Below are 21,976 nucleotides of genomic sequence, written 5' to 3' on the forward strand. Positions count from 1 at the left end.
ATGCGCCTGGTCGATTCGCTGTGGACCGAGTGGAAGATCGCCCTGCGCTTTCTCGCCGACAACCGCATGCAGACCCTGCTGATCATCGTCGGCATCGGCGTCGGTTCGGCGGTGATCGTCTTCATCACCGCGCTGATCACCGGCCTGCAGGCCAACGTCATCGAGCGCACCCTCGGCACCCAGGCGCACATCCGCATCCTGCCGCCGGACGAGGTCAACCGCGTGCTGCCGGTGGCGGACGGCGCGCTGGCGCTGGATCTGGCCAACCCGCGCGCCCAGCGCCTGCGCTCGATCCTCAACTGGCAGGACGTGCGCGACGTGCTGGACACGCAGGCCGAGCTGCTTGCCGTGTCGCCGCTGATCAGCGGCCCGGCGATTGCCCGCCGCGGCGTGGCGCGCGCCTCGGTGAACCTGCTGGGCATCGACCCCGAGCGCTACCAGCGCATCATCCCCATCGCCCCGGACCTGATCGCCGGACGCTTCCTGGTCGACGCCGACCATGCGGTGATCGGCAAGGAGCTGGCCGAGGACCTCGGCATCGAGGTCGGCGACAAGCTGCGCCTGGACGCCGGCGAAGGGCGCGAGACCATCGTCGACGTGGCCGGCATCTTCGAGAAAGAAGTGCGCGAACTGGATGCGCGCTACGTGTTCCTCAGCCTTAAGCAGGTGCAGACCCTGCTCGACCTGCCGGGCGGGGTGACGGTGATCGAAACCACGGTGGGCGAGATCTTCCAGGCCGAAACCATCGCCGCGCGCCTGGCCCGCCTCACCGGCCTGCAGGCGGAAAGCTGGATGGCCACCAACGGCCAGCTGCTCAACGCGCTGCGCTCGCAGACCATGACCACGCAGATGATCCGCCTGTTCGTCGGCCTGTCGGTGGCCTTCGGCATCGCCAGCGTGCTGGCGGTGAGCGTGGTCCAGCGCACCCGAGAGATCGGCATCCTGCGCGCCATGGGCAGCCCGCGCGGGCAGATCCTGCGCGTGTTCCTGCTCCAGGGCGGCCTGCTCGGCATGGCCGGCTCGGGCCTCGGCGGACTGGTCGGCTGGTCACTGGTGCAGGTGTTCAACACCTTCGGCCCGGGGCTGTTCTTCATTCCCGTCGACCCGACGCTGATTCCGCTGGCGATGGCGGTGGCCACAGTCACCGGCGTGCTGGCCGCCGCGGCGCCGGCGCGCCGCGCGGCGCGGCTCGATCCGGCAGTGGCGATCCGTTATGTCTGAGTTCATCCGCAACGAGGAAGTGCTGCGCCTGGCCGCCCTGGGCAAGACCTACAACCCCGGCACGCCGCTGGAGCAGCAGGTGCTGCACGACATCGACCTGCGCCTGGGCCGCGGAGAGCTGACCGCGCTGATCGGTCCGTCCGGCTCGGGCAAGAGCACCCTGCTCAACCTCATTGGCCTGCTCGACTCGCCCAGCGCCGGCGAGCTGTACCTGCTCGGCCGGCCGACCCACGCGCTGGACGACGCCGCGCGCACCCGCCTGCGCAACGAGGCGATCGGCTTCGTGTTCCAGTTCCACCACCTGATTCCGGCCTTCAGCGTGCTGGACAACGTGCTGATGCCGCTGATGATCCGCCACGGCAAGCCGACCCCGGCCGAGGTCGAGCTGGCGCTCGAGCTGCTGCAGGCGGTCGACCTGCGCGGCTTTGCCGATAAGAAGGCCAACCAGATTTCCGGCGGCCAGCAGCAGCGCGTGGCCATCGCCCGCGCGCTGGTGACCCGCCCAGCGCTGCTGCTGGCCGACGAGCCGACCGGCAACCTCGACACCAAAACGGCGGAAAGCGTGTTCGCGCTGTTCCGCCGCTTCAACCGCGAGTTCGGCTGCGCGGTGCTGGTGGTGACCCACGACCCGCGCCTGGCGGCCAGCTGCGCGCGCACCGTGCAGCTGGTCGACGGGCGCATCGTCAGCGACCAGGCCAACGCCTGAGCGGGCGCTGACGGCCGGCAAGGCGCCGCGGCCATCGCCGCACCTGGCCCTTGCCGGCCGTTCGCTCACTTGAAGTTGCGCCGCACCAGCTTGTGCAGCCAGCCGACGATGCCGGCGCGGAACAGCAGCACGCAGAGCACGAAGATCAGGCCGAGGATCACGTGCACCCAGTCGCCCAGCGGGCCATTGGACAGGTAGCTCTGCAGGGTCACCACCACGCCGGCGCCGACCAGCGGACCAAGCACGGTGCCGACGCCGCCGAGCAGGGTCATCAGGATCACCTCACCGGACATGTGCCAGTGCGCGTCGGTCAGCGAGGCCAGCTGGAACACCACGGTCTTGGTCGCCCCGGCCAGGCCGGTGAGGGTCGCCGAGATGACGAAGGCCAGCAGCTTGTGGGCATCGACGTTGTAGCCCAGCGAGATGGCTCGCGGCTCGTTGTCGCGGATCGCCTTGAGTACCTGGCCGTAGGGCGAGTGGATAGTGCGCTGGATCACCGCGAAGCCGAACACGAACACCGCCAGCACGAAGTAATACAGCGCCAGGTTGCTCGACAGGTCGATCAGGCCGAACAGGTGGCCGCGCGGCACTCCCTGCAGGCCGTTCTCGCCGCCGGTGAACGGCGCCTGGACGAACAGGAAGAACACCAGCTGGGCCAGCGCCAGGGTGATCATCGCGAAGTAGATGCCCTGGCGGCGGATCGCCAGCAGGCCGAAGCCCAGGCCGAGCACCCCGGACGCCGCGGTGCCGGCGAGGATGCCCAGCTCGGTGGACAGCCCGCTGTAGTGGCTGAGCATGAAGCCGGTGACATAGCCGCCGCAGGCGAGGAAGGCGGCATGGCCGAAGGACAGCAGTCCGGCGTAGCCGAGCAGCAGGTTGAAGGCGCAGGCGAACAGGGCGAAGCACAGCAGCTTCATCAGGAACACCGGGTACACCGCCAGCGGCGCGACCAGCGCCACGCCGAGCAGTGCCAGGCAGAAGCCGTGCTTGCGCCAGCGCGCGGCACGCTGGCGTTGCTGCTCGACGCTGTGCATGGCCGCCGCCACTTGAATGTTTTCCAGACTCGACATGGTCATGCCTCCTTCCCGAACAGTCCCGCAGGACGGAACAACAGGACGATCACCATCACCAGGAACACCACGGTGCTGGCCGCCTGCGGATAGAACACCTTGGTCATGCCCTCGATCAGGCCCATGGCCAGGCCGGTGACGATGGCGCCCATGATCGAGCCCATGCCGCCGATCACCACCACGGCGAACACCACGATCAGCAGGTTGGCGCCCATGGTCGGGCTGACCGGGTAGATCGGCGCGGCGAGTACGCCGGCGAATGCGGCCAGGGCCACGCCGTAGCCGTAGGTCAGGGTGATCAAGAGCGGCACGTTGATGCCGAAGGCCTGCATCAGTTTGGGGTTCTCGGTGCCGGCGCGCAGGTAGGAGCCCAGGCGGGTGCGCTCGATCAGGTACCAGGTGATCAGGCACACCACCAGCGCGGCCACCACCACCCAGGCGCGGTAGGTGGGCAGGAACATGAAGCCGAGGTTGACCCCGCCCTTGAGCAGCTCGGGCAGCGGGTAGGAAGCGCCGGACACGCCGAACAGCTTGACGAAGCTGCCCTCGACGATCAGCGCCAGGCCGAAGGTCAGCAGCAGGCCGTAGAGGTGATCCTCGCCGGCGATGCGGCGCAGCAGATGGCGCTCGACGGCCATGCCGACGGCGCCGACCAGCAGCGGCGACAGCAGCAGCGCCGCCCAGTAGTTGACGCCCAGGTAGTTGAGGCCGAGCAGCGCGGCGAAGGCGCCGAGCATGTACAGCGCGCCGTGGGCGAAGTTGATGATGCGCAACAGGCCGAAGATGATCGCCAGGCCCAGGCTGAGCAGCGCGTAGAAGGCGCCGTTGATCAGGCCGAGCAGCAGCTGGCCGAGCAGCACGCTCAGGGGAATACCGAACAGGAGAGTCATGAGTCACCACCCAGAGGAAGTCCGCGACACCCGGCCGTGAGCGGCCGGGCGGATGGTTCGGTGCAGCCCGGCAAGTCGCCGCGTAGCGGCCTTGCCGGGCCGCGCCCGCAGCCGATCAGTTCTGCGCCACCTTGCCGTTCACCAGCTTGCACTGGCTCTCGCTCAACGGGCGGAAGGCCTGCTCGCCGGGGATGGTGCTGACGATCTTGTACAGGTCCCACTCGCCCTTGGACTCGGCCGGGGTCTTCACCTGGGCCAGGTACATGTCGTGGACCATGCGGCCGTCGGCGCGGATCTGGCCGCCCTTGGCGAACATGTCGTTGACCGGGGTGGCGGCCATCTTGGCGCGCACGGTGGTGGTGTCGTCGCTGCCGGTGGCCTTGACCGCGTTCAGGTAGTGCATGGTCGCCGAGTAGACGCCAGCCTGGGACATGGTCGGCATGCTGCCGACGCGATCAAAGTAGCGCTTGGCCCAGGCGCGAGTCTCGTCGTTCATGTCCCAGTACCAGCCGGTGGTCAGCATCAGGCCCTGGGTCACTTCCAAGCCCATGGCGTGGATGTCGTTGAGGAACACCAGCATGCCGGCCAGCTTCTGCCCGGACTGGGTGACGCCGAACTGGCTGGCGGTCTTCAGCGCGTTGACCGTATCGGCACCGGCGTTGGCCAGGGCCACCACCTCGGCGCCGGAGCCCTGGGCCTGGAGGATGTAGGAGGAGAAGTCCTGGCTGGGGAACGGATGGCGCACGGTACCGACCACGCTGCCACCGCCACCCTTGACCACCTTGGTGATGTCGGCCTCCATGGCGTGGCCGAAGGCGTAGTCGGCGGTCAGCATGTACCAGCTCTTGCCGCCGGATTCGAGCACCGCCTTGGCGGTGCCGTTGGCCAGCGCGTAGGTGTCGTAGGTCCAGTGGATGTGGTTCGGCGAGCAGGATTCGTTGGTGATGCCCGAGGAGGCGGCGCCGGAGATCAGCGCCAGCTTGTCGGCCTGCTCGACCACCTTGACCGCCGCCAGCACCACCGAGGAGGCAACCAGGCCGGTCACCATGTCGACGTTGCGCTCGTCGACCCACTGGCGCACGGTATTGGCGCCGACGTCCGGCTTGTTGAGGTCGTCGGCGTTGAAGATGACGATCTTCTTGCCGTCCACGTTGCCGCCGAAATCCTCCACCGCCATCTTCAGCGCTTCCAGACCGCCCGGACCGGCGAGGTCGCGGTAGGTGCCGGACATGTCGGCGAGGTAGCCGATGCGGATTTCGTCGTCGCTGACCTGGGCCTGGGCGGCGCCGGCGATCAGGCTGGAGACGAGCAGAGCGCTTGCGGTCTTCTGGAATACCTTCATGTGTTCACCCACTTTTCCATGGTTATTGTTGTTGTGCAGGCCGACAGCGGCCCGTGGCGACGCGGCCGGAGCCACGCCGCCGCAGACATGCCGCGGGGTATTACGGGGATTCAGACGCCCAGACAGGTGTTGAGCAGCTCCTTCTTCGCCGGCAGCTCGGCGGCGGTGATTTCCTCGACGATCTGGCCGTGCTCCATCAGGTAGTGGCGGTCGGCCAAGGGCGCGGCGAAGCGGAAGTTCTGCTCGACCAGGACGATGGTCAGGCCCTTGTCCTTGAGCTTGAGCAGCACCTCGCCGAGCTTCTGCACGATCACCGGGGCGAGGCCCTCGGTGATCTCGTCGAGTAGCAGCAGATTGGCGCCGGTGCGCAGGATGCGCGCCATGGCCAGCATCTGCTGCTCGCCGCCGGACAGCCGGGTGCCCTGGCTGAAACGGCGCTCGTAGAGGTTGGGGAACATCGCGTAGATCTCGTCGAGGTCCATGCCGCCGCTGCGCACCGTGGGCGGCAGCAGCAGGTTCTCCTCGACGTTGAGGCTGGCGAAGATGCCGCGCTCCTCCGGGCAGTAACCGACGCCCAGGCGCGGGATCAGGTGCGCGGCGACGCCGATGGTCTCGTTGCCGTTGACCATGATCGAGCCGGTGCGCCGGCCGACCAGGTTCATGATCGCGCGCAGGGTGGTGGTGCGTCCGGCGCCGTTGCGCCCGAGCAGGGTCACCAGCTCGCCGCGGCGCACCAGCAGGTCGATGCCGTGGAGGACGTGCGACTCGCCGTAGAAGGCGTGCAGGTCGCTGATGCGCAGCTGTTCGAAGTCCGGGGTGGTGTGCAGGCCGCTCATGCGTGGGCCTCCTCGATGGCAGCCGCTTCGCTGCCCAGATAGGCCTCGCGCACCTGCGGGTGGGCCGACATTGCGGCGTAGTCGCCCTCGGCGAGGATCGCGCCGCGGGCCAGCACGGTGATGCGGTCGCACAGGCGGCTGACCACGCTGAGGTTGTGCTCGACCATCACCACGGTGCGGCCGAGCGCGGCGCGGCGCACCAGGCCGACCACCATGTCGACGTCCTCGTGGCCCATGCCCTGGGTCGGCTCGTCGAGCAGCAGCACCTTGGGCTCCAGCGCCAGGGTGGTGGCCAGCTCCAGGGCGCGCTTGCGGCCGTAGGGCAGCTCGATGGTCAGGGTGTCGGCGAAGCCGAGCAGGTCGACCTCAGCCAGCAGCTGCTCGGCACGCGCATTCAGCGCGTCAAGGCAGCGCGCCGACTTCCAGAAGTGGAAGGAGTTGCCCTGCTGGCGCTGCAGCGCCACGCGCACGTTGTCGCGCACGCTCATATGGCCGAACACGGCGGAGATCTGGAACGAGCGCACGAGGCCGAGACGGGCGATCTCGTTGGACTTCAGCGCGGTGATCGGCTTGCCGAAGTAGAGGATCTCGCCACGGGTCGGGGTGAGGAACTTGGTGAGCAGGTTGAACACGGTGGTCTTGCCGGCCCCGTTGGGGCCGATCAGCGCATGGATGTGGCCCTTCTGCACGCGCAGATCGACCGAGTCCACCGCGGTGAAGCCGCGGAATTCCTTGGTCAGGCCGCGTGTTTCCAGCACGAACTCTGGTGCCATGGGGTGCCCTCTAACCTTGATTGTTTTTGTTGGTTATGGCGCAGGTCGCTGAATGACCTTTACGTAAACGATAACAACGCGTGTCAGTGCCGACAAGCCGTTTCTGCACGCGTTGCCGGGCGTGCTTACCAGAATTTGAAGGTGTAGTTGACGATCAGGCGGTTCTCGTCGATGTCGGTGGTGTGGCTGCCGCGATAGGCGACGTTGCGCCAGCGCAGGCCGACGTTCTTCAGCGGGCCGCTCTGCACCACGTAGCTGAGATCCACATCGCGCTCCCACTCGTGGGCGTCGGCGCCGCGGATCTGGAAGTCGTCGCCGCGCACGTAGCGGCCCATCAGGGTCAGGCCGGGCACGCCGAGAGCGGCGAAGTCGTAGTCGTAGCGGACCTGCCAGGAGTCTTCCTCGGCGCGCAGGAAGTGATGATAGGTCAGCGTGTTGAGGGTGAAGGGATCGGTGCCGCCGCCGATGAACGGCATGCCGGTGTCGCCGCGCTGTTCCTGGTAGTCGAAGCCCAGCGAGTGGCCCTGATAGACCAGGGTGAACATGCCGCCGAGGTTGCGGTTGTCGACCGTGGTGTTGCCTTCGTCGCCGCTGTCGAAGTAGCGGATATCGGTCTTCAGCTTGAGGCTGTCGCCCAGCGGCAGGCTGTACAGCAGGTTGGCGTAGTGCTGGTGGTAATTGTCTTCCAGCTCGGCATAGAAGTAGCTGGCGGTCAGGTTGGCCAGCGGCGCGTAGCTGGCGCCGGCGTAGTTGAAGCGGTCGCTGGTGACGCCGCCTTTGGCGCCATCGGCGAACATGGTCATGTCCTGGTAATCGGTGGAGTCGCGCAGGCGGGTGCTGCGGAACTGGCCGCCGGTCAGGGTCAGCTGCTCGATGTCTTTGGACACCAGCTGGGCGCCTTCGAAGGTCTGCGGCAGCATGCGCGTGTCGTTGCGATAGGCCACCGGCAGCACTGGCGTGTGGGTGCCGACGGTGAGCACGGACTGGGCGAGCCGCGCCTTGGCGGTCGGGCCGACGAAGCTGAACTCGTCGGCCGCCTCGCCGGTCCTCGGGTTGCGCAACAGCGCGCCGGTGCCGCTGGTGCCGCCGCCGGAGTCCAGCTTGATGCCGAGCAGGCCGAGGGCGTCGACGCCGAAGCCGAGCGTGCCCTCGGTGAAGCCGGACTCGAAGCGCAGCATGAAGCCCTGCCCCCAGTCCTCCGCCTTGTGCTTGGCCGCGCCCTTGTGCCTGGGCGTGTCGGCCTTGTCCGCATCGCGATAGTCGCGGTTCATGTAGAAGTTGCGCGCATCGAGGCTCAGGTGGCTGTCCTCGACGAAGGCCGCCGCAGCCGGAGTCGCGGCGCCCAGGGCGGCGGCCAGGCCAGTGAGCAGGAACAACGGGGTAGAGGGTTTGACGTGCATATCGAGTCTCTCTTGTTATTGTTGGACTGTTGATTCAGCACTTTCGGTGCCCGGCCGCCATCAGGCACGACCGGGCTTGCCGCAGACGTTGCGGCGGGACACCCCGCGATCAGGCGCGCGGGGCCCTGGGCACGCGGCCCATCAGGTAGAACTCGTCGTTCGGCGGCGTGCCGGCCAGCGACACCAGGCGGTTGGACAGACTGAAGAAGGCGGCCACGGCGCCGATGTCCCAGATGTCGTTCAGGCTGAAGCCGACGCCTTGCAGGCGGGCCTGCCAGGCGTCGTCGAGCACGCCGTGGTCGAAGCTGAGGTGCAGGGCGAAATCGAGCATCACCCGTTGGCGCGCGCCGATGGCCGCGGTGCGGTGGTTGATCGCCAGCTGGTCGGCCAGCTGCGGCTGCTTGCTGTAGATGCGCAGCACCGCGCCATGCGCCACCACGCAGTACAGGCAGCCATGGCGCGCGCTGGTGGCGACCACGATCATCTCCTTCTCGGCCAGGGTCAGGCTGTCGGACTCGCGCTCCATCAGCGCGTCGTGCCAGGCGAAGAAGGCGCGGAACTCCTCGGGGCGGTGCGCCAGCATGAGGAACACGTTGGGGATGAAGCCAGCGCGGTCCTGCACGGCGAGAATGCGCTCGCGCAGGTCGAGGGGCAGATCGTCGAGCGACTCGGGTACGGGGAAGCGGCTGATCGGTGCGGTCATGCAATGATCCTTCATTGTTATGGTTGTCGATCGCTGGCGCCGGCTTGCTCCCTCTCCCGCCAGCGAGAGAGGGAGCACACGCAGCGCAGTCTTTACTGATGACGCCGCCCGCTCAGTGCTGGCTGATCCCCAGCTCCAGCACGCTGATTTCGCGCATGCGGAACTTCTGCACCTTGCCGCTGATGGTCATCGGGAAGTCGTCGACGAACTTGATGTGCCGCGGCGTCTTGAAGTGGGCGATGCGGCCCTTGCAGTAGCTGCGCAGCGCCTCGGGCTCGACCGCCTGACCGGGATGCAGCTTGACCCAGGCGACGATCTCCTCACCGTACTTGCTGTCCGGCACGCCGATCACCTGCACGTCGGCCACCGCCGGGTGGGTGAAGAGGAACTCCTCGACCTCGCGCGGATACACGTTCTCGCCGCCGCGGATGATCATGTCCTTGTTGCGGCCGACGATCCTGATGTAGCCCTCGGCGTCCATGGTCGCCAGGTCGCCGGTGTGCATCCAGCGCGCACCGTCGAGGGCCTCGCGGGTGGCCTCGGGGTTGTTCCAGTAGCCGAGCATCACACTGTAGCCGCGGGTGCACAGCTCGCCGATGGTGCCGCGCGGCACGATGCGCCCATGCTCGTCGACGATCTTGCTCTCCAGGTGCGGCTGGGTGCGGCCGACGCTGGTGACGCGGCGCTCGAGGTCGTCACTCGGACCGGTCTGGGTCGACACCGGGCTGGTCTCGGTCATGCCGTAGGCGATCTGCACCTCCTTCATGTGCATCTCGGCGATCACCCGCTTCATCACCTCGATCGGGCAGGTGGCGCCGGCCATGATCCCGGTGCGCAGGCTGGACAGGTCGAAGCCGCCGCGCTCGGGGTGGTCGAGCATGGCGATGAACATGGTCGGCACGCCGTACAGCGCGCTGGCGCGCTCCTCGGCGACCGCCTGCAGCGCCGCCAGCGGCTCGAAGGCGGCGCTCGGGTAGATCATGGTGGTGCCGTGGGTCAGGCAGCCGAGGTTGCCCATCACCATGCCGAAGCAGTGGTACAGCGGCACCGGGATGACCAGGCGGTCGTGCTCGCTGAGGCCGAGGCTCTCGCCGACCAGGTAGCCGTTGTTGAGGATGTTGTAGTGGCTGAGGGTGGCGCCCTTGGGGAAGCCGGTGGTGCCGGAGGTGTACTGGATGTTGATCGGCTCGTCGAACTGCAGCCGCTCGCCGCATTCGCGCAGCTGCTCCGCGCCGACCTGCTCGGCCAGCGCCTGCAGCTGCTGCCAGCCGAGCATGCCGTCGGCCGGCTGCGCGCCGAGGCTGATCACCCCGCGCAGCTCCGGCAGCATGTGGCTCTGCAGCGCGCCAATGGCACTGGCGGCCAGCTCCGGCAGCAGCTCGCCGAGCATGCCGTGGTAGTCGGAACTCTTGAAGGTATCGGCGCAGATCAGCCAGCGGCAGCCGGACTGCTTGAGCGCATATTCGAGTTCGCTCAGCCGGTAGGCGGGATTGATGTTGACCAGCACCACGCCGGCCTTGGCGCTGGCGAACTGGGCGATGGTCCACTCGGCACGGTTCGGCGCCCAGATGCCCAAGCGCTCGCCCGGCTGCAGGCCGAGGGCGATGAAGGCTCGCGCACAGCGGTCGACCGCAGCGGCCAGCTCGGCCCAGGTGAAACGCAGGCCCTGCTCGCGCACCACCAGCGCCTCGCGCTCGGCAAAACGCGCGACCGTGCGATCGAAGGCGGCACCGATGGTCATGGCCAACAGCGGTTGCTCCTGCGCTCCGCAGGTGTAGCTCGGAAGATTCATAGAATCCCTCAGTCTTATGTTTGTTATGAGGTTTGCCACTTCTGAGTCTTGCTGTGCCGGCGCCGACTTCGCAGTTGACAGTCGCCGCGGGGTTTGTTTACGTTAACGTAAAGGTGACAGCCTGACAAGCCACCAGAAAGTGCCGCCGGACACACTTCGGCACTACGCTGAAAGCAGGGTTCACAATCTCTGCGGCGCGTCAGGATCGACAGGCCGAAGCACCCGGCAACGGCCACCGAACGGCTCCGCAAACCGCACAACTACAAGACAGACAAAGGTGGTTCCATGACGTACTCCAGCCTCAACTTCGCCCTCGGCGAAACCATCGACATGCTGCGCGACCAGGTGCGTGCCTTCGTGGCCAGCGAGCTGGCGCCGCGCGCCGCCGCCATCGACCACGACAACCTGTTCCCTGCCGACATGTGGAAGAAGTTCGGCGAGATGGGCCTGCTGGGCGTGACCGTGGCCGAGGAGTACGGCGGCGCCGGCCTCGGCTACCTGGCTCACGTGGTGGCCATGGAGGAAATCAGCCGCGCCTCGGCGTCGGTCGCGCTGTCCTACGGCGCCCACTCCAACCTGTGCGTCAACCAGATCAACCGCAACGGCAACCCGGCGCAGAAGGCCAAGTACCTGCCCAAGCTGATCAGCGGCGAGCACGTCGGCGCGCTGGCGATGAGCGAGCCGAACGCCGGCTCCGACGTGGTCTCCATGAAGCTGCGCGCGGACAGGAAGGGCGACCGCTTCGTCCTCAACGGCAGCAAGACCTGGATCACCAACGGCCCGGACGCCAACACCTACGTGATCTACGCCAAGACCGACCTCGACAAGGGGCCGCACGGCATCACCGCGTTCATCGTCGAGCGCGACTGGAAGGGCTTCAGCCGCGGCAACAAGTTCGACAAGCTGGGCATGCGCGGCTCCAACACCTGCGAGCTGTTCTTCGACGACGTCGAGGTGCCGGAGGAGAACGTGCTCGGCCAGATCAACGGCGGGGTGAAGGTGCTGATGAGCGGCCTCGACTACGAGCGCGTGGTGCTGGCCGGCGGCCCGGTCGGCATCATGCAGGCCTGCCTGGACGTGGTAGTGCCCTACATCCACGACCGCAAGCAGTTCGGCCAGAGCATCGGCGAGTTCCAGTTCATCCAGGGCAAGGTCGCCGACATGTACACCCAGCTCAACGCCAGCCGCGCCTACCTGTACACCGTGGCGCAGGCCTGCGACCGCGGCGAGACCACCCGCAAGGACGCCGCCGGGGTGATCCTCTACACCGCCGAGAACGCCACCCAGATGGCCCTGCAGGCGATCCAGATCCTCGGCGGCAACGGCTACATCAACGAGTTCCCCACCGGACGCCTGCTGCGCGACGCCAAGCTCTACGAGATCGGCGCCGGCACCAGCGAAATCCGCCGCATGCTGATCGGCCGCGAGCTGTTCAACGAAAGCAAGTGATGGCGTGCGCGTGGCCCCGCCGGGGGCACGCGGACCGTAGGGTGCGCCCGGCGCACCACAACCATTTGCGACGGTGCGCAAGGCCTGGGCGGCCCCGCACCCCCTACAGGAAGCGAACATGGCCATCCTGCATACCCAGATCAATACCCGTACACCGGAGTTCGCCGCCAACAGCGCGGCCATGCTCGAACAGGTGAACAACCTGCGCGCCCTGCTCGGGCGCATCAGCGAGGGCGGCGGCGTCGCCGCCCAGCAGCGCCACACCGCGCGCGGCAAGCTGCTGGTGCGCGAGCGCATCAACGCCCTGCTCGACCCGGGCTCGGCCTTTCTCGAACTCTCGGCACTGGCCGCCTTCGACGTGTACGGCGAGGACGTGCCGGCCGCCGGCGTGGTCGCCGGCATCGGCCGGGTCGAGGGCGTCGAGTGCATGATCGTCGCCAACGACGCCACCGTGAAGGGCGGCAGCTACTACCCGCTGACCGTCAAGAAGCACATCCGCGCGCAGACCATCGCCCGCGAGAACCGCCTGCCGTGCATCTACCTGGTCGACTCCGGCGGCGCCAACCTGCCGCGCCAGGACGAGGTGTTCCCCGACCGTGAGCACTTCGGCCGCATCTTCTTCAACCAGGCCAACATGAGCGCCCAGGGCATCCCGCAGATCGCCGTGGTGATGGGCTCGTGCACCGCCGGCGGCGCCTACGTGCCGGCGATGGCCGACGAGACCATTATGGTGCGCAACCAGGCGACCATCTTCCTCGCCGGCCCGCCACTGGTGAAGGCCGCCACCGGCGAGGTGGTCACCGCCGAGGAACTGGGCGGCGCCGACGTGCACTGCAAGACCTCCGGGGTGGCCGACCACTACGCCGAGAACGACGCCCACGCCCTGGCCATCGCCCGCCGCTGCGTGGCCAATCTCAACTGGCGCAAGCAGGGCCGGGTGGAAAGCGTCGCCCCGTGCGCGCCGCTGTACGCCGGCGAGGAGCTGTACGGCATCATCCCCGCCGACGCCAAGCAGCCGTTCGACGTGCGCGAGGTGATCGCCCGCCTGGTCGACGGCAGCGAGTTCGACGAGTTCAAGGCGCTGTTCGGCACCACCCTGGTGTGCGGCTTCGCCCGCCTGCACGGCTATCCGGTCGCCATCCTCGCCAACAACGGCATCCTGTTCGCCGAGGCCGCGCAGAAGGGCGCGCACTTCATCGAGCTGGCCTGCCAGCGCGGCATCCCGCTGCTGTTCCTGCAGAACATCACCGGCTTCATGGTTGGCCAGAAGTACGAGGCAGGCGGCATCGCCAAGCACGGCGCCAAGCTGGTCACCGCGGTGGCCTGCGCCAAGGTGCCGAAGTTCACCGTGATCATCGGCGGCAGCTTCGGCGCCGGCAACTACGGCATGTGCGGCCGCGCCTACGATCCGCGCTTCCTGTGGATGTGGCCGAACGCGCGGATCGGCGTGATGGGCGCGGCCCAGGCCGCCGGCGTGCTCACCCAGGTCAAGCGCGAGCAGGTCGAGCGCAGCGGCCAGCAGTTCTCCGCCGCCGAGGAGGAAGCGATCCGCCAGCCGATCCTCGAGCAGTACGAGCACCAGGGCCACCCCTACTACTCCAGCGCGCGGCTGTGGGACGACGGCGTGATCGACCCGGCACAGACCCGCGAGGTGCTGGAGCTGGCGCTGTCCGCCAGTCTCAACGCGCCCATCGAGCCGACGCCGTTCGGCGTGTTCCGGATGTAAGGGGCCCACCATGAGCTACCAGGAAATCCAACTCGAACGCGACGCCCATGGCGTCGCCACGCTCTGGCTGAACCGTCCGGAAAAGAACAATGCCTTCAACGCCGCGGTGATCCGCGAGCTGAACGCCGCGCTGGCCGCGGTGCAGGCCGATCCGGCGATCCGCCTGCTGGTCCTGCGCGGGCGCGGCAAGCACTTCTCCGCCGGCGCCGACCTGGCCTGGATGCAGCAGTCGGCCAGGCTCGACTACGCCGCCAACCTCACGGATGCCCACGAACTGGGCGAGCTGATGCACCGCCTCTACCACCTGCCGCAGCCGACCCTGGCCGTGGTCCAGGGCGCGGCCTTCGGCGGCGCGCTGGGCCTGATCGCCTGCTGCGACATGGCCATCGGCGCCTCTGATGCGCTGTTCTGCCTGTCGGAAGTGCGCATCGGCCTGGCGCCGGCGGTGATCAGTCCGTTCGTGGTCAAGGCCATCGGCGAGCGTGCCACCCGCCGCTACGCCCTCACCGCCGAGCGCTTCGACGGCCAGCGTGCCCGCGAGCTGGGCATGCTCGCCGAGTGCTACCCGGCCAGCGAGCTGGACGCCGCGCTCGAGCAGTGGCTGGCCAACCTGCGCCTGAACAGCCCGCAGGCGCTCAAGGCCTGCAAGCAGCTGCTGGTCGCGGTCGGTCCGGCGCAGCTCGACGACGAGCTGCGCCAGTGCACCGAACAGGCCATCGCCACCCTGCGCGTCAGCGCCGAAGGCCAGGAAGGGCTCAACGCCTTCCTCGACAAACGCACCCCCGCCTGGCAGGAGAGCCACTCATGACCCGTCACATCGACACCCTGCTGGTGGCCAACCGCGGCGAGATCGCCTGCCGGGTGATGCGCACCGCCAAGGCCCTGGGCCTGACCACCGTGGCCGTGCACAGCGCCATCGACCGCGATGCCCGCCACGCCCGCGAGGCCGACGTCCGCGTCGACCTCGGCGGCGCCAAGCCGGCCGACAGCTACCTGCTGGTCGACAAGCTGATCGCCGCCGCCAAGGCCAGCGGCGCCCAGGCCATCCACCCCGGCTACGGTTTCCTCTCCGAAAACGCCGGCTTCGCCCGCGCCATCGAGGACGCCGGGCTGATCTTCCTCGGCCCGCCGGCCAGCGCCATCGACGCCATGGGCAGCAAGTCGGCGGCCAAGGCGCTGATGGAGACCGCCGGCGTGCCGCTGGTGCCCGGCTACCACGGCGAGGCCCAGGATTTTGAAACCTTCCGCACCGCCGCCGAGGTGATCGGCTATCCGGTGCTGCTCAAGGCCACCGCCGGCGGCGGCGGCAAGGGCATGAAGGTGGTCGAGCGCGAAAGCGAGCTGGCCGAGGCGCTGGCCTCGGCGCAGCGCGAGGCGAAATCCTCGTTCGGCGACTCGCGCATGCTGGTGGAAAAGTACGTGCTCAAGCCGCGCCACGTGGAGATCCAGGTGTTCGCCGACAGCCACGGCAACTGCCTGTACCTCAACGAGCGCGACTGCTCGATCCAGCGCCGCCACCAGAAGGTGGTCGAGGAAGCCCCGGCCCCCGGCCTGTCCCCCGAGTTGCGCCGCGCCATGGGCGAGGCGGCGGTGAAGGCAGCCAAGGCCATCGGCTACGTCGGCGCCGGCACCGTGGAGTTCCTCCTCGACGCGCGCGGCGAGTTCTTCTTTATGGAGATGAATACGAGGCTCCAGGTGGAGCACCCGGTCACCGAGGCGATCACCGGCCTCGACCTGGTTGCCTGGCAGATCCGCGTCGCCCGCGGCGAGGCCCTGCCGATCACCCAGGAGCAGGTACCGCTGATCGGCCACGCCATCGAGGTGCGCCTGTACGCCGAGGACCCGGACAACGACTTCCTGCCGGCCACCGGCACCCTGGCGCTGTACCGCGAGCCGGCCGCCGGCCCGGGCCGCCGGGTCGACAGCGGCGTCGCCGAAGGCGACACGGTGTCGCCGTTCTACGACCCGATGCTCGGCAAGCTGATCGCCTGGGGCGAGAACCGCGAGGAAGCGCGCCAGCGCCTGCTGGCCATGCTCGCCGAAACCGCGGTGGGCGGGGTGAAGACCAACCTGGCCTTCCTGCGCCGCGTGCTGGCCCACCCGGCGTTCGCCGATGCCGAACTGGACACCGGCTTCATCCCCCGCCACCAGGCGCAGCTGCTGCCGCTCGCCGGCGAGCTGCCGCAAGCCTTCTGGCAGCTCGCCGCCAGCGCCTTCGTGCAGAGCGAGGCCACGCGGGTGCGCGCGGACGATCCGCACTCGCCATGGAATGCCGCCGCCGGCTGGCGCGCCGGCCTGCCCAGCGAAACCGACCTGGCGCTGCGCTGCGGCGATGACCAGCAGGTGGTGCGCCTGCGCCCGGCCAGCGCGCCCAGGGCGCAGCTGGTCGGCGAGCAGCTGGTGATCGAGCAGGACGGCCTGCGCCGCCAGCACCTGGCGATCCGCCGCGGCGCCAGCCTGTACCTGCAGTGGGCCGGCGAGCTGCGCGAGGTGCAACGGGTCGACCCGATCGCCGAAGCCGGCGCCGCGCACCAGGCCCACGGCGGTCTGACCGCGCCGATGAACGGCAGCATCGTCCGCGTGCTGGTCGAGGCCGGCCAGCACGTCGAGGCCGGTGCCGCGCTGGTGGTGCTGGAGGCGATGAAGATGGAACACAGCATCCGCGCGCCGCAGGCCGGGGTGGTCAAGGGCCTGTACTGCAGCGAGGGCGAGATGGTCAGCGAAGGCGCCGCGCTGGTGGAGCTGGAGGAGGCCTGAGGCTGGTAGGGTGTCCGCTGTGCCGTTGCCCACGCCGGGAACCGTAGGGTGCGCCATGCGCACCCTTGGCCGGCGCAGGTGGTGCGCACAGCGCACCCTGCAACAGGGCATGCCCGACCGCGCAGCGATTGCCCAGTACAAGCACCGCTGCATCACAGAGTCCGAACTTCGACACGGAAACCGCAGATGAAGACAACCGCCATTGCCCTGCCCCAGCACGTCCGCCTGGTCGAAGTCGGCCCGCGCGACGGCCTGCAGAACGAGCAACAGCCGATCAGCGTCGCCGACAAGGTACGCCTGGTCGACGACCTGAGCGCCGCCGGCCTGGAGTACGTCGAGGTCGGCAGCTTCGTGTCGCCCAAGTGGGTGCCGCAGATGGCCGGCTCCGCCGAGGTGTTCGAGAGAATCACCCGCAAGCGCGGCGTCACCTACGCAGCGCTGACCCCCAACCTGCAGGGCTTCGAGGCGGCGATGGCCGCTGGAGTCAAGGAGGTGGCGGTGTTCGCCGCCGCCAGCGAGGCCTTCTCGCAGAAGAACATCAACTGCTCGATCAGCGACAGCCTGCAGCGCTTCGTGCCGGTGATGGACGCCGCCCGCGAGCAGGGCATCCGCGTGCGCGGCTACGTGTCCTGCGTGCTCGGCTGCCCCTACCAGGGCGAGGTCCCGGCGCAGCAGGTCGCCGCGGTGGCCAACGAGCTGTTCGAGATGGGCTGCTACGAGATCTCGCTGGGCGACACCATCGGCACCGGCACCGCCGGCAAGACCCGCGCGCTGTTCGAAGCGGTCGGCCGCGACATCCCGCGCGACAAGCTGGCCGGACACTTCCACGACACCTACGGCCAGGCGCTGGCGAACATCTACGCCAGCCTGCTGGAAGGCATCCACGTGTTCGACAGCTCGGTGGCCGGCCTCGGCGGCTGCCCCTACGCCAAGGGCGCCAGCGGCAACGTCGCCAGCGAGGACGTGCTGTACCTGCTGAACGGCCTGGGCATCCACACCGGCATCGAGCTGGACGCGCTGGTCGCCGCCGGCGAGCGCATCTGCAGCGTGCTCGACCGCGACAACGGCTCGCGGGTGGCGCGCGCGGCGCGGCTGCTGAGCCGTGGTGCGCCGTGCGCACCGACACCGAGCGCCCAAATTAGAACAACAAGCGAGGCATCCCGATGAACAAGCTCTACCCCAGCGCCCACGCCGCCCTCGACGGGCTGGTGGCGGACGGCATGACCCTCGCCGTCGGCGGCTTCGGCCTGTGCGGCATTCCCGAAGCGCTGATCGCCGCCCTGCGCGATTCCGGCAAGAAGAATCTCACCGCGATCAGCAACAACGCCGGCGTTGACGGCTTCGGCCTCGGCCAGCTGCTTGCCACCCGGCAGATCCGCAAGATGATTTCCTCCTACGTCGGCGAGAACAAGGAGTTCGAACGCCAGTACCTGGCCGGCGAGCTGGAGCTGGAATTCACCCCGCAGGGCACCCTGGCCGAGAAGCTGCGCGCCGGCGGCGCCGGCATCCCGGCGTTCTACACCAAGACCGGCTACGGCACCCTGGTCGCCGAAGGCAAGGAGACCCGCCAGTTCGACGGCGAGTGGTACGTCATGGAGCGCGCGCTGACCGCCGACGTGGCGCTGGTCAAGGCGTGGAAGGCCGACCGGGCCGGCAACCTGCTGTTCCGCAAGACCGCGCGCAACTTCAACCCGCTGGCGGCGATGGCCGGCAAGGTCTGCGTGGTCGAGGTCGAGGAACTGGTCGAGACCGGCGCGCTGGACGCCGACCAGATCCACCTGCCGGGCATCTACGTGCAGCGCATCGTGGTCAACCCGACCCCGGAAAAACGCATCGAACAACGCACGCTTTCCAACGCAAAGGCAGGGAGCTGAATCATGGCCTGGACCCGTGAACAGATGGCGCAGCGCGCTGCCGCCGAGCTGCAGGACGGCTTCTACGTCAACCTCGGCATCGGCCTGCCGACCCTGGTGGCCAACTACATCCCCGCCGGGATGGACGTCTGGCTGCAGAGCGAGAACGGCCTGCTCGGCATCGGCCCGTTCCCCAGCGAGGAGCAGGTCGACCCGGACCTGATCAACGCCGGCAAGCAGACCATCACCACCCTGCCCGGCAGTTGCTTCTTCGACAGCGCGGCGAGCTTCGCGATGATCCGCGGCGGCCACGTCAACCTGTCGATCCTCGGCGCCATGCAGGTGTCGGCCCAGGGCGACCTGGCCAACTGGATGATCCCCGGCAAGATGGTCAAGGGCATGGGCGGGGCGATGGACCTGGTCGCCGGGGTCAAGCGCGTGGTGGTGCTGATGGAGCACACCGCCAAGGGCGGCGCGCACAAGATCCTCGAGCGCTGCGACCTGCCGCTGACCGGCGTCGGCGTGGTCGACCGGATCATCACCGACCTGGCCGTGCTGGATGTCAGCGAACAGGGCCTCACGCTGGTCGAACTGGCCGAGGGCGTCAGCTTCGCCGACCTGCAGCAGGCCACCGGCTGCCCGATCCGGCGCTGAACGCCGCCGGTGCAGCAGCGGCGGCGACAGTGTAGCCTTGCGCAGCGAACGCCCCTGACTGCCACACGCCCGGCGCCCTTCAGCGCCGGGCGTGAATGCCGACGAATCCGGAATCTCCCATGGCGAAACAGACCTACAGCATCTCCGACCTGGCCCAAGAGCTGGACGTAACCACGCGCACCATCCGCTTCTACGAGGAGCAGGGCATGCTTGCCCCGACCCGCCGCGGCCAGGAGCGGATCTACAGCCCCAAGGACCGCGTGGCCCTCAAGCTGATCGTGCGCGGCAAGCGCCTCGGCCTGTCGCTGGCCGAGTGCAAGACCCTGATCGAACTGTACGACCCCAAGACCGGCAACCAGAAGCAGCTCAACATCATGCTCGGCATGATCGCCGAGCGGCGCCAGCAGCTGGAGCAGCAGCTGCTGGACATCCAGCAGATGCAGCTGGAACTGGATAGCGCCGAGGAACGCTGCCGCGCGGCGCTGGCGGAAACCGTCGGCAAGGCGGCCGCGGCCAAGTAATTCCCCGCGCCATGGAGCGGCGCCCTGCACCCGCCAACCGTTCAGGAGCTACCCCGATGACCGACAGCCACGAGCTGGGCCTCAAGACCCGCCGCGAAGTGATGGGCGACGCCTTCGTCGACCGCGCCCTGGGCAACGCCACCGAGTTCACCGCGCCGCTGCAGGAGTTCGTCAACGCCCATGCCTGGGGCGCCGTGTGGACCCGCGAGGGCCTGCCGCGCAAGACCCGCAGCCTGATCACCCTGGCCGCCCTCACCGCGCTGAAATGCCCGCAGGAACTCAAGGGCCATGTGCGCGGCGCGCTGAACAACGGCTGCACGGTCGAGGAGATCCGCGAGGCGCTGCTGCACTGCGCGGTGTACGCCGGCGTGCCGGCGGCCATGGAGGCGTTCCGCGCCGCCCAGGAAGTGATCGACAGCTACCAGGCCGACAGCTGACGCGGCCACGCCAGCCCCGCACGGGGCTGGCGACAGGTCGCGCCGGCCTGTCGATCCGGGCGGCGGCGCCGACACAAAGTTTTACATCGGCACACGGAGATTTCTGCTTTGCGCCGTGGTCCTACTGAATGACCGGCAATACCGGCCTTCAGGAGACCCGTTGATGCTTTTGCGTATTTCCCTTGCTATCGCCCTGCTCGCCGGTCTGGCGCTGTTCATTCAAGCGCCGGCCCAGGCCTCCGACCGCGATGGCTACTACTACGGCCACGACCGCCGCGCCGAGCTGTATCAGGCGCCGATGCGCAACGAGCGCCCACGCTACTACCGCCCGGCACCGGTCTACTACGCCGCGCCCCGGTACCGCCACGAGCGCTACCGCGATGACCGCTACCGCCATGAGTATCGGCATCACCACCACCGTCACCACCGCGACTACGGCTATCGCGACCGCCGCTGGTAAGCGCCGCCAGGACGCAACCACGCAAGAGCCGCGTCCCCGGCAACGGGGGCGCACGCCAGCCCTGCCGGTGCTCCGCGCCGGCGAACAGATCGAACGACTCGCCACTCACTGCTGTGCTTCGCGCTCCAGCAACGCGCGCTTGCGCGCCACGCCCCAGCGGTAGCCGGACAGGCCGCCGTCGCTGCGCAGCACGCGATGGCAGGGAATCGCCACCGCCAGCGCATTGGCCGCGCAGGCGCCGGCCACCGCGCGCACCGCCCGGGGCGCGCCGATGCGCACGGCCAGTTCGGCATAGCTGAGCGTGCTGCCCGCCGGGATTTCCCGCAGCGCCTGCCAGACGCGCTGCTGAAAGGCGGTGCCGCGCAGGTCGAGCGGCAGATCGAGGCCGCGCTGCGGCGCCTCGACGAACGCCACCACCTGCGCCAGCAGCGCCGCCAGGCCGGCCTGGTCCTCGCGCCGCTCGCTGCGCGGGAAGCGCGCCTGCAGCTCGTCCGCCAGGGCGGCAGCCTCGTCGCCGAGGAGGATCGCGCACAGGCCGCGCTCGCTCTGCGCCACCAGCAGCGCGCCCAGGGCGCAGTGGCCGCTGGCGAAACGGATGACGGCGGTCGGTTGGCGAGGGCTGGCGGTGTGCATTGGACGTTCCTTTCGCGGCAGCAGTGGACGAAGATGACTGTACCCGCCGCGCTGCCGCGGCGCACCCTGCTCCCGCCTGACGGACCACGCCGATGCCGAGCCCCGACTACCACGCCGCCAGCGCCCACCTGGCGGCCATCGACGCCGACTGGGCGCGCCTGGTCGCCCAGGTCGGCCCCTGCACCCTCGCCGCCGAGACGACCGGCGAACCCTACGCGGCGCTGGTGCGCGCGGTGGCCTACCAGCAGCTGCACGGCCGCGCCGCCGAGGCCATACTCGGGCGCCTGCTCGCGCTCTATCCGGACAGCACCTTTCCGACGCCCGAACACCTGCTGGCCACCGACTTTGCGCGCCTGCGCGCCTGCGGCCTGTCTGCGCGCAAGATCGAGACCATTCAGGGCCTCGCCGCGGGCGCGCTGAGCGGCCTGGTGCCGAGCCGCGCCGCCGCCGCGGGCATGGACGACGAGGCGCTGATCCAGCGCCTGGTCAGCCTGCGCGGCATCGGCCGCTGGACCGTGGAGATGCTGCTGATCTTCAGCCTCGGGCGCCTGGACGTCCTGCCGGCCGACGACTTCGGCGTGCGCAACGGCTACCGCCGGCTCAAGCGCCTCGACGCCCTGCCCACGCCTCGCGAGGTCGCGCGCGCGGGGCTGCCCTGGAGCCCCTGGCGCAGCGTGGCGGCCTGGTACCTGTGGCGGGTGCCGGCCGCGTGACGGCGATGGACGGCTGCCGCTAGACTCGAGGCCCCTTCAG

General features: G+C 68.8%; 21 protein-coding genes and 1 pseudogene. 13 read left to right on the forward strand and 9 right to left on the reverse strand.

The genetic code is table 11. From position 1 onward, the window contains the following. Both KRX52_RS14650 and KRX52_RS14655 read left to right on the forward strand, forming a co-directional pair. Nucleotides 1-1,221, forward strand: a complete 1,221-nt coding sequence (locus KRX52_RS14650) for an ABC transporter permease (protein ID WP_217682464.1) — start codon at nucleotides 1-3, stop codon at nucleotides 1,219-1,221. Then, the gene (locus KRX52_RS14655) at nucleotides 1,214-1,927 is read left to right on the forward strand and encodes an ABC transporter ATP-binding protein (protein WP_217682465.1); all 714 of its coding nucleotides are present in this window, start codon (nucleotides 1,214-1,216) and stop codon (nucleotides 1,925-1,927) included. The genes KRX52_RS14650 and KRX52_RS14655 overlap by 8 nt, the downstream gene beginning before the upstream one ends. A 65-nt stretch (nucleotides 1,928-1,992) precedes the next feature. On the opposite strand, the gene KRX52_RS14660 is transcribed toward KRX52_RS14655, so the two are convergent. From KRX52_RS14660 to KRX52_RS14695, 8 genes are all read right to left on the reverse strand, one after another. After that, nucleotides 1,993-2,997, reverse strand: coding sequence for a branched-chain amino acid ABC transporter permease (locus KRX52_RS14660; protein ID WP_217682466.1), 1,005 nt, complete (start codon nucleotides 2,995-2,997; stop codon nucleotides 1,993-1,995). Between the two features lie 2 nt (nucleotides 2,998-2,999). Next, complete coding sequence (locus tag KRX52_RS14665; protein WP_217682467.1) at nucleotides 3,000-3,887, reverse strand: branched-chain amino acid ABC transporter permease; 888 nt, start codon at nucleotides 3,885-3,887, stop codon at nucleotides 3,000-3,002. Nucleotides 3,888-4,002: 115 nt separating this feature from the next. After that, nucleotides 4,003-5,229, reverse strand: a complete 1,227-nt coding sequence (locus KRX52_RS14670; protein WP_217682468.1) for an ABC transporter substrate-binding protein — start codon at nucleotides 5,227-5,229, stop codon at nucleotides 4,003-4,005. 110 nt (nucleotides 5,230-5,339) lie between these two features. After that, complete coding sequence (locus KRX52_RS14675) at nucleotides 5,340-6,065, reverse strand: ABC transporter ATP-binding protein (protein ID WP_217682469.1); 726 nt, start codon at nucleotides 6,063-6,065, stop codon at nucleotides 5,340-5,342. After that, nucleotides 6,062-6,838 carry an ABC transporter ATP-binding protein gene (locus KRX52_RS14680; RefSeq protein ID WP_217682470.1) on the reverse strand — a complete coding sequence of 259 codons (777 nt, stop codon included), beginning with the start codon at nucleotides 6,836-6,838 and terminating at the stop codon, nucleotides 6,062-6,064. The genes KRX52_RS14675 and KRX52_RS14680 overlap by 4 nt, the downstream gene beginning before the upstream one ends. A 125-nt stretch (nucleotides 6,839-6,963) precedes the next feature. Beyond that, nucleotides 6,964-8,238: an OprD family porin gene (locus tag KRX52_RS14685; protein ID WP_217682471.1), complete on the reverse strand. Its 1,275-nt coding sequence runs from the start codon at nucleotides 8,236-8,238 to the stop codon at nucleotides 6,964-6,966. A 109-nt stretch (nucleotides 8,239-8,347) separates the two neighbouring features. Then, a complete protein-coding gene (locus KRX52_RS14690; RefSeq protein ID WP_217682472.1) occupies nucleotides 8,348-8,941 on the reverse strand; it encodes a peroxidase-related enzyme in 594 nt (197 codons plus the stop codon). A 112-nt stretch (nucleotides 8,942-9,053) separates the two neighbouring features. Beyond that, complete coding sequence (locus tag KRX52_RS14695; RefSeq protein ID WP_217682473.1) at nucleotides 9,054-10,733, reverse strand: AMP-binding protein; 1,680 nt, start codon at nucleotides 10,731-10,733, stop codon at nucleotides 9,054-9,056. Nucleotides 10,734-11,018: 285 nt separating this feature from the next. Between KRX52_RS14695 and KRX52_RS14700 the strand changes: the two genes are divergently transcribed. From KRX52_RS14700 to KRX52_RS14745, 10 genes are all read left to right on the forward strand, one after another. Next, nucleotides 11,019-12,182 (forward strand): isovaleryl-CoA dehydrogenase, encoded by a 1,164-nt coding sequence (locus KRX52_RS14700; RefSeq protein WP_217682475.1) that lies wholly within the window; start codon nucleotides 11,019-11,021, stop codon nucleotides 12,180-12,182. Nucleotides 12,183-12,300: 118 nt separating this feature from the next. Continuing rightward, nucleotides 12,301-13,908, forward strand: a complete 1,608-nt coding sequence (locus tag KRX52_RS14705; RefSeq protein ID WP_217682476.1) for a carboxyl transferase domain-containing protein — start codon at nucleotides 12,301-12,303, stop codon at nucleotides 13,906-13,908. A gap of 10 nt (nucleotides 13,909-13,918) precedes the next feature. Further along, nucleotides 13,919-14,716, forward strand: a complete 798-nt coding sequence (locus KRX52_RS14710; RefSeq protein WP_217682477.1) for a gamma-carboxygeranoyl-CoA hydratase — start codon at nucleotides 13,919-13,921, stop codon at nucleotides 14,714-14,716. Continuing rightward, nucleotides 14,713-16,665, forward strand: coding sequence for an acetyl/propionyl/methylcrotonyl-CoA carboxylase subunit alpha (locus tag KRX52_RS14715; protein WP_217682478.1), 1,953 nt, complete (start codon nucleotides 14,713-14,715; stop codon nucleotides 16,663-16,665). The genes KRX52_RS14710 and KRX52_RS14715 overlap by 4 nt, the downstream gene beginning before the upstream one ends. Nucleotides 16,666-16,866: 201 nt before the next feature. Continuing rightward, a complete protein-coding gene (locus KRX52_RS14720) occupies nucleotides 16,867-17,832 on the forward strand; it encodes a hydroxymethylglutaryl-CoA lyase (protein ID WP_217682687.1) in 966 nt (321 codons plus the stop codon). Beyond that, nucleotides 17,829-18,539, forward strand: coding sequence for a CoA transferase subunit A (locus KRX52_RS14725; RefSeq protein WP_217682479.1), 711 nt, complete (start codon nucleotides 17,829-17,831; stop codon nucleotides 18,537-18,539). Before KRX52_RS14720 ends, KRX52_RS14725 begins: the two co-directional genes overlap by 4 nt. A gap of 3 nt (nucleotides 18,540-18,542) precedes the next feature. Then, nucleotides 18,543-19,172, forward strand: a complete 630-nt coding sequence (locus tag KRX52_RS14730) for a CoA transferase subunit B (protein ID WP_217682480.1) — start codon at nucleotides 18,543-18,545, stop codon at nucleotides 19,170-19,172. 119 nt (nucleotides 19,173-19,291) lie between these two features. Then, nucleotides 19,292-19,693 (forward strand): MerR family transcriptional regulator, encoded by a 402-nt coding sequence (locus KRX52_RS14735; RefSeq protein ID WP_217682481.1) that lies wholly within the window; start codon nucleotides 19,292-19,294, stop codon nucleotides 19,691-19,693. A gap of 56 nt (nucleotides 19,694-19,749) precedes the next feature. Beyond that, a complete protein-coding gene (locus KRX52_RS14740; protein WP_217682482.1) occupies nucleotides 19,750-20,130 on the forward strand; it encodes a carboxymuconolactone decarboxylase family protein in 381 nt (126 codons plus the stop codon). Between the two features lie 163 nt (nucleotides 20,131-20,293). Beyond that, nucleotides 20,294-20,590, forward strand: a complete 297-nt coding sequence (locus KRX52_RS14745) for a hypothetical protein (RefSeq protein WP_217682483.1) — start codon at nucleotides 20,294-20,296, stop codon at nucleotides 20,588-20,590. A 105-nt stretch (nucleotides 20,591-20,695) separates the two neighbouring features. Here KRX52_RS14745 and KRX52_RS14750 read toward each other — a convergent pair. Continuing rightward, nucleotides 20,696-21,193 (reverse strand): annotated as a pseudogene (locus tag KRX52_RS14750) (methylated-DNA--[protein]-cysteine S-methyltransferase); the annotation flags it as partial. A gap of 122 nt (nucleotides 21,194-21,315) precedes the next feature. On the opposite strand from KRX52_RS14750, the gene KRX52_RS14755 reads away from it, so the two are divergent. Beyond that, nucleotides 21,316-21,936 (forward strand): DNA-3-methyladenine glycosylase family protein, encoded by a 621-nt coding sequence (locus KRX52_RS14755; RefSeq protein ID WP_217682485.1) that lies wholly within the window; start codon nucleotides 21,316-21,318, stop codon nucleotides 21,934-21,936. Nucleotides 21,937-21,976: the final 40 nt, after the last annotated feature.

This window comes from Geopseudomonas aromaticivorans (assembly GCF_019097855.1).
Classification (GTDB): Bacteria; Pseudomonadota; Gammaproteobacteria; order Pseudomonadales; family Pseudomonadaceae; genus Geopseudomonas; species Geopseudomonas aromaticivorans.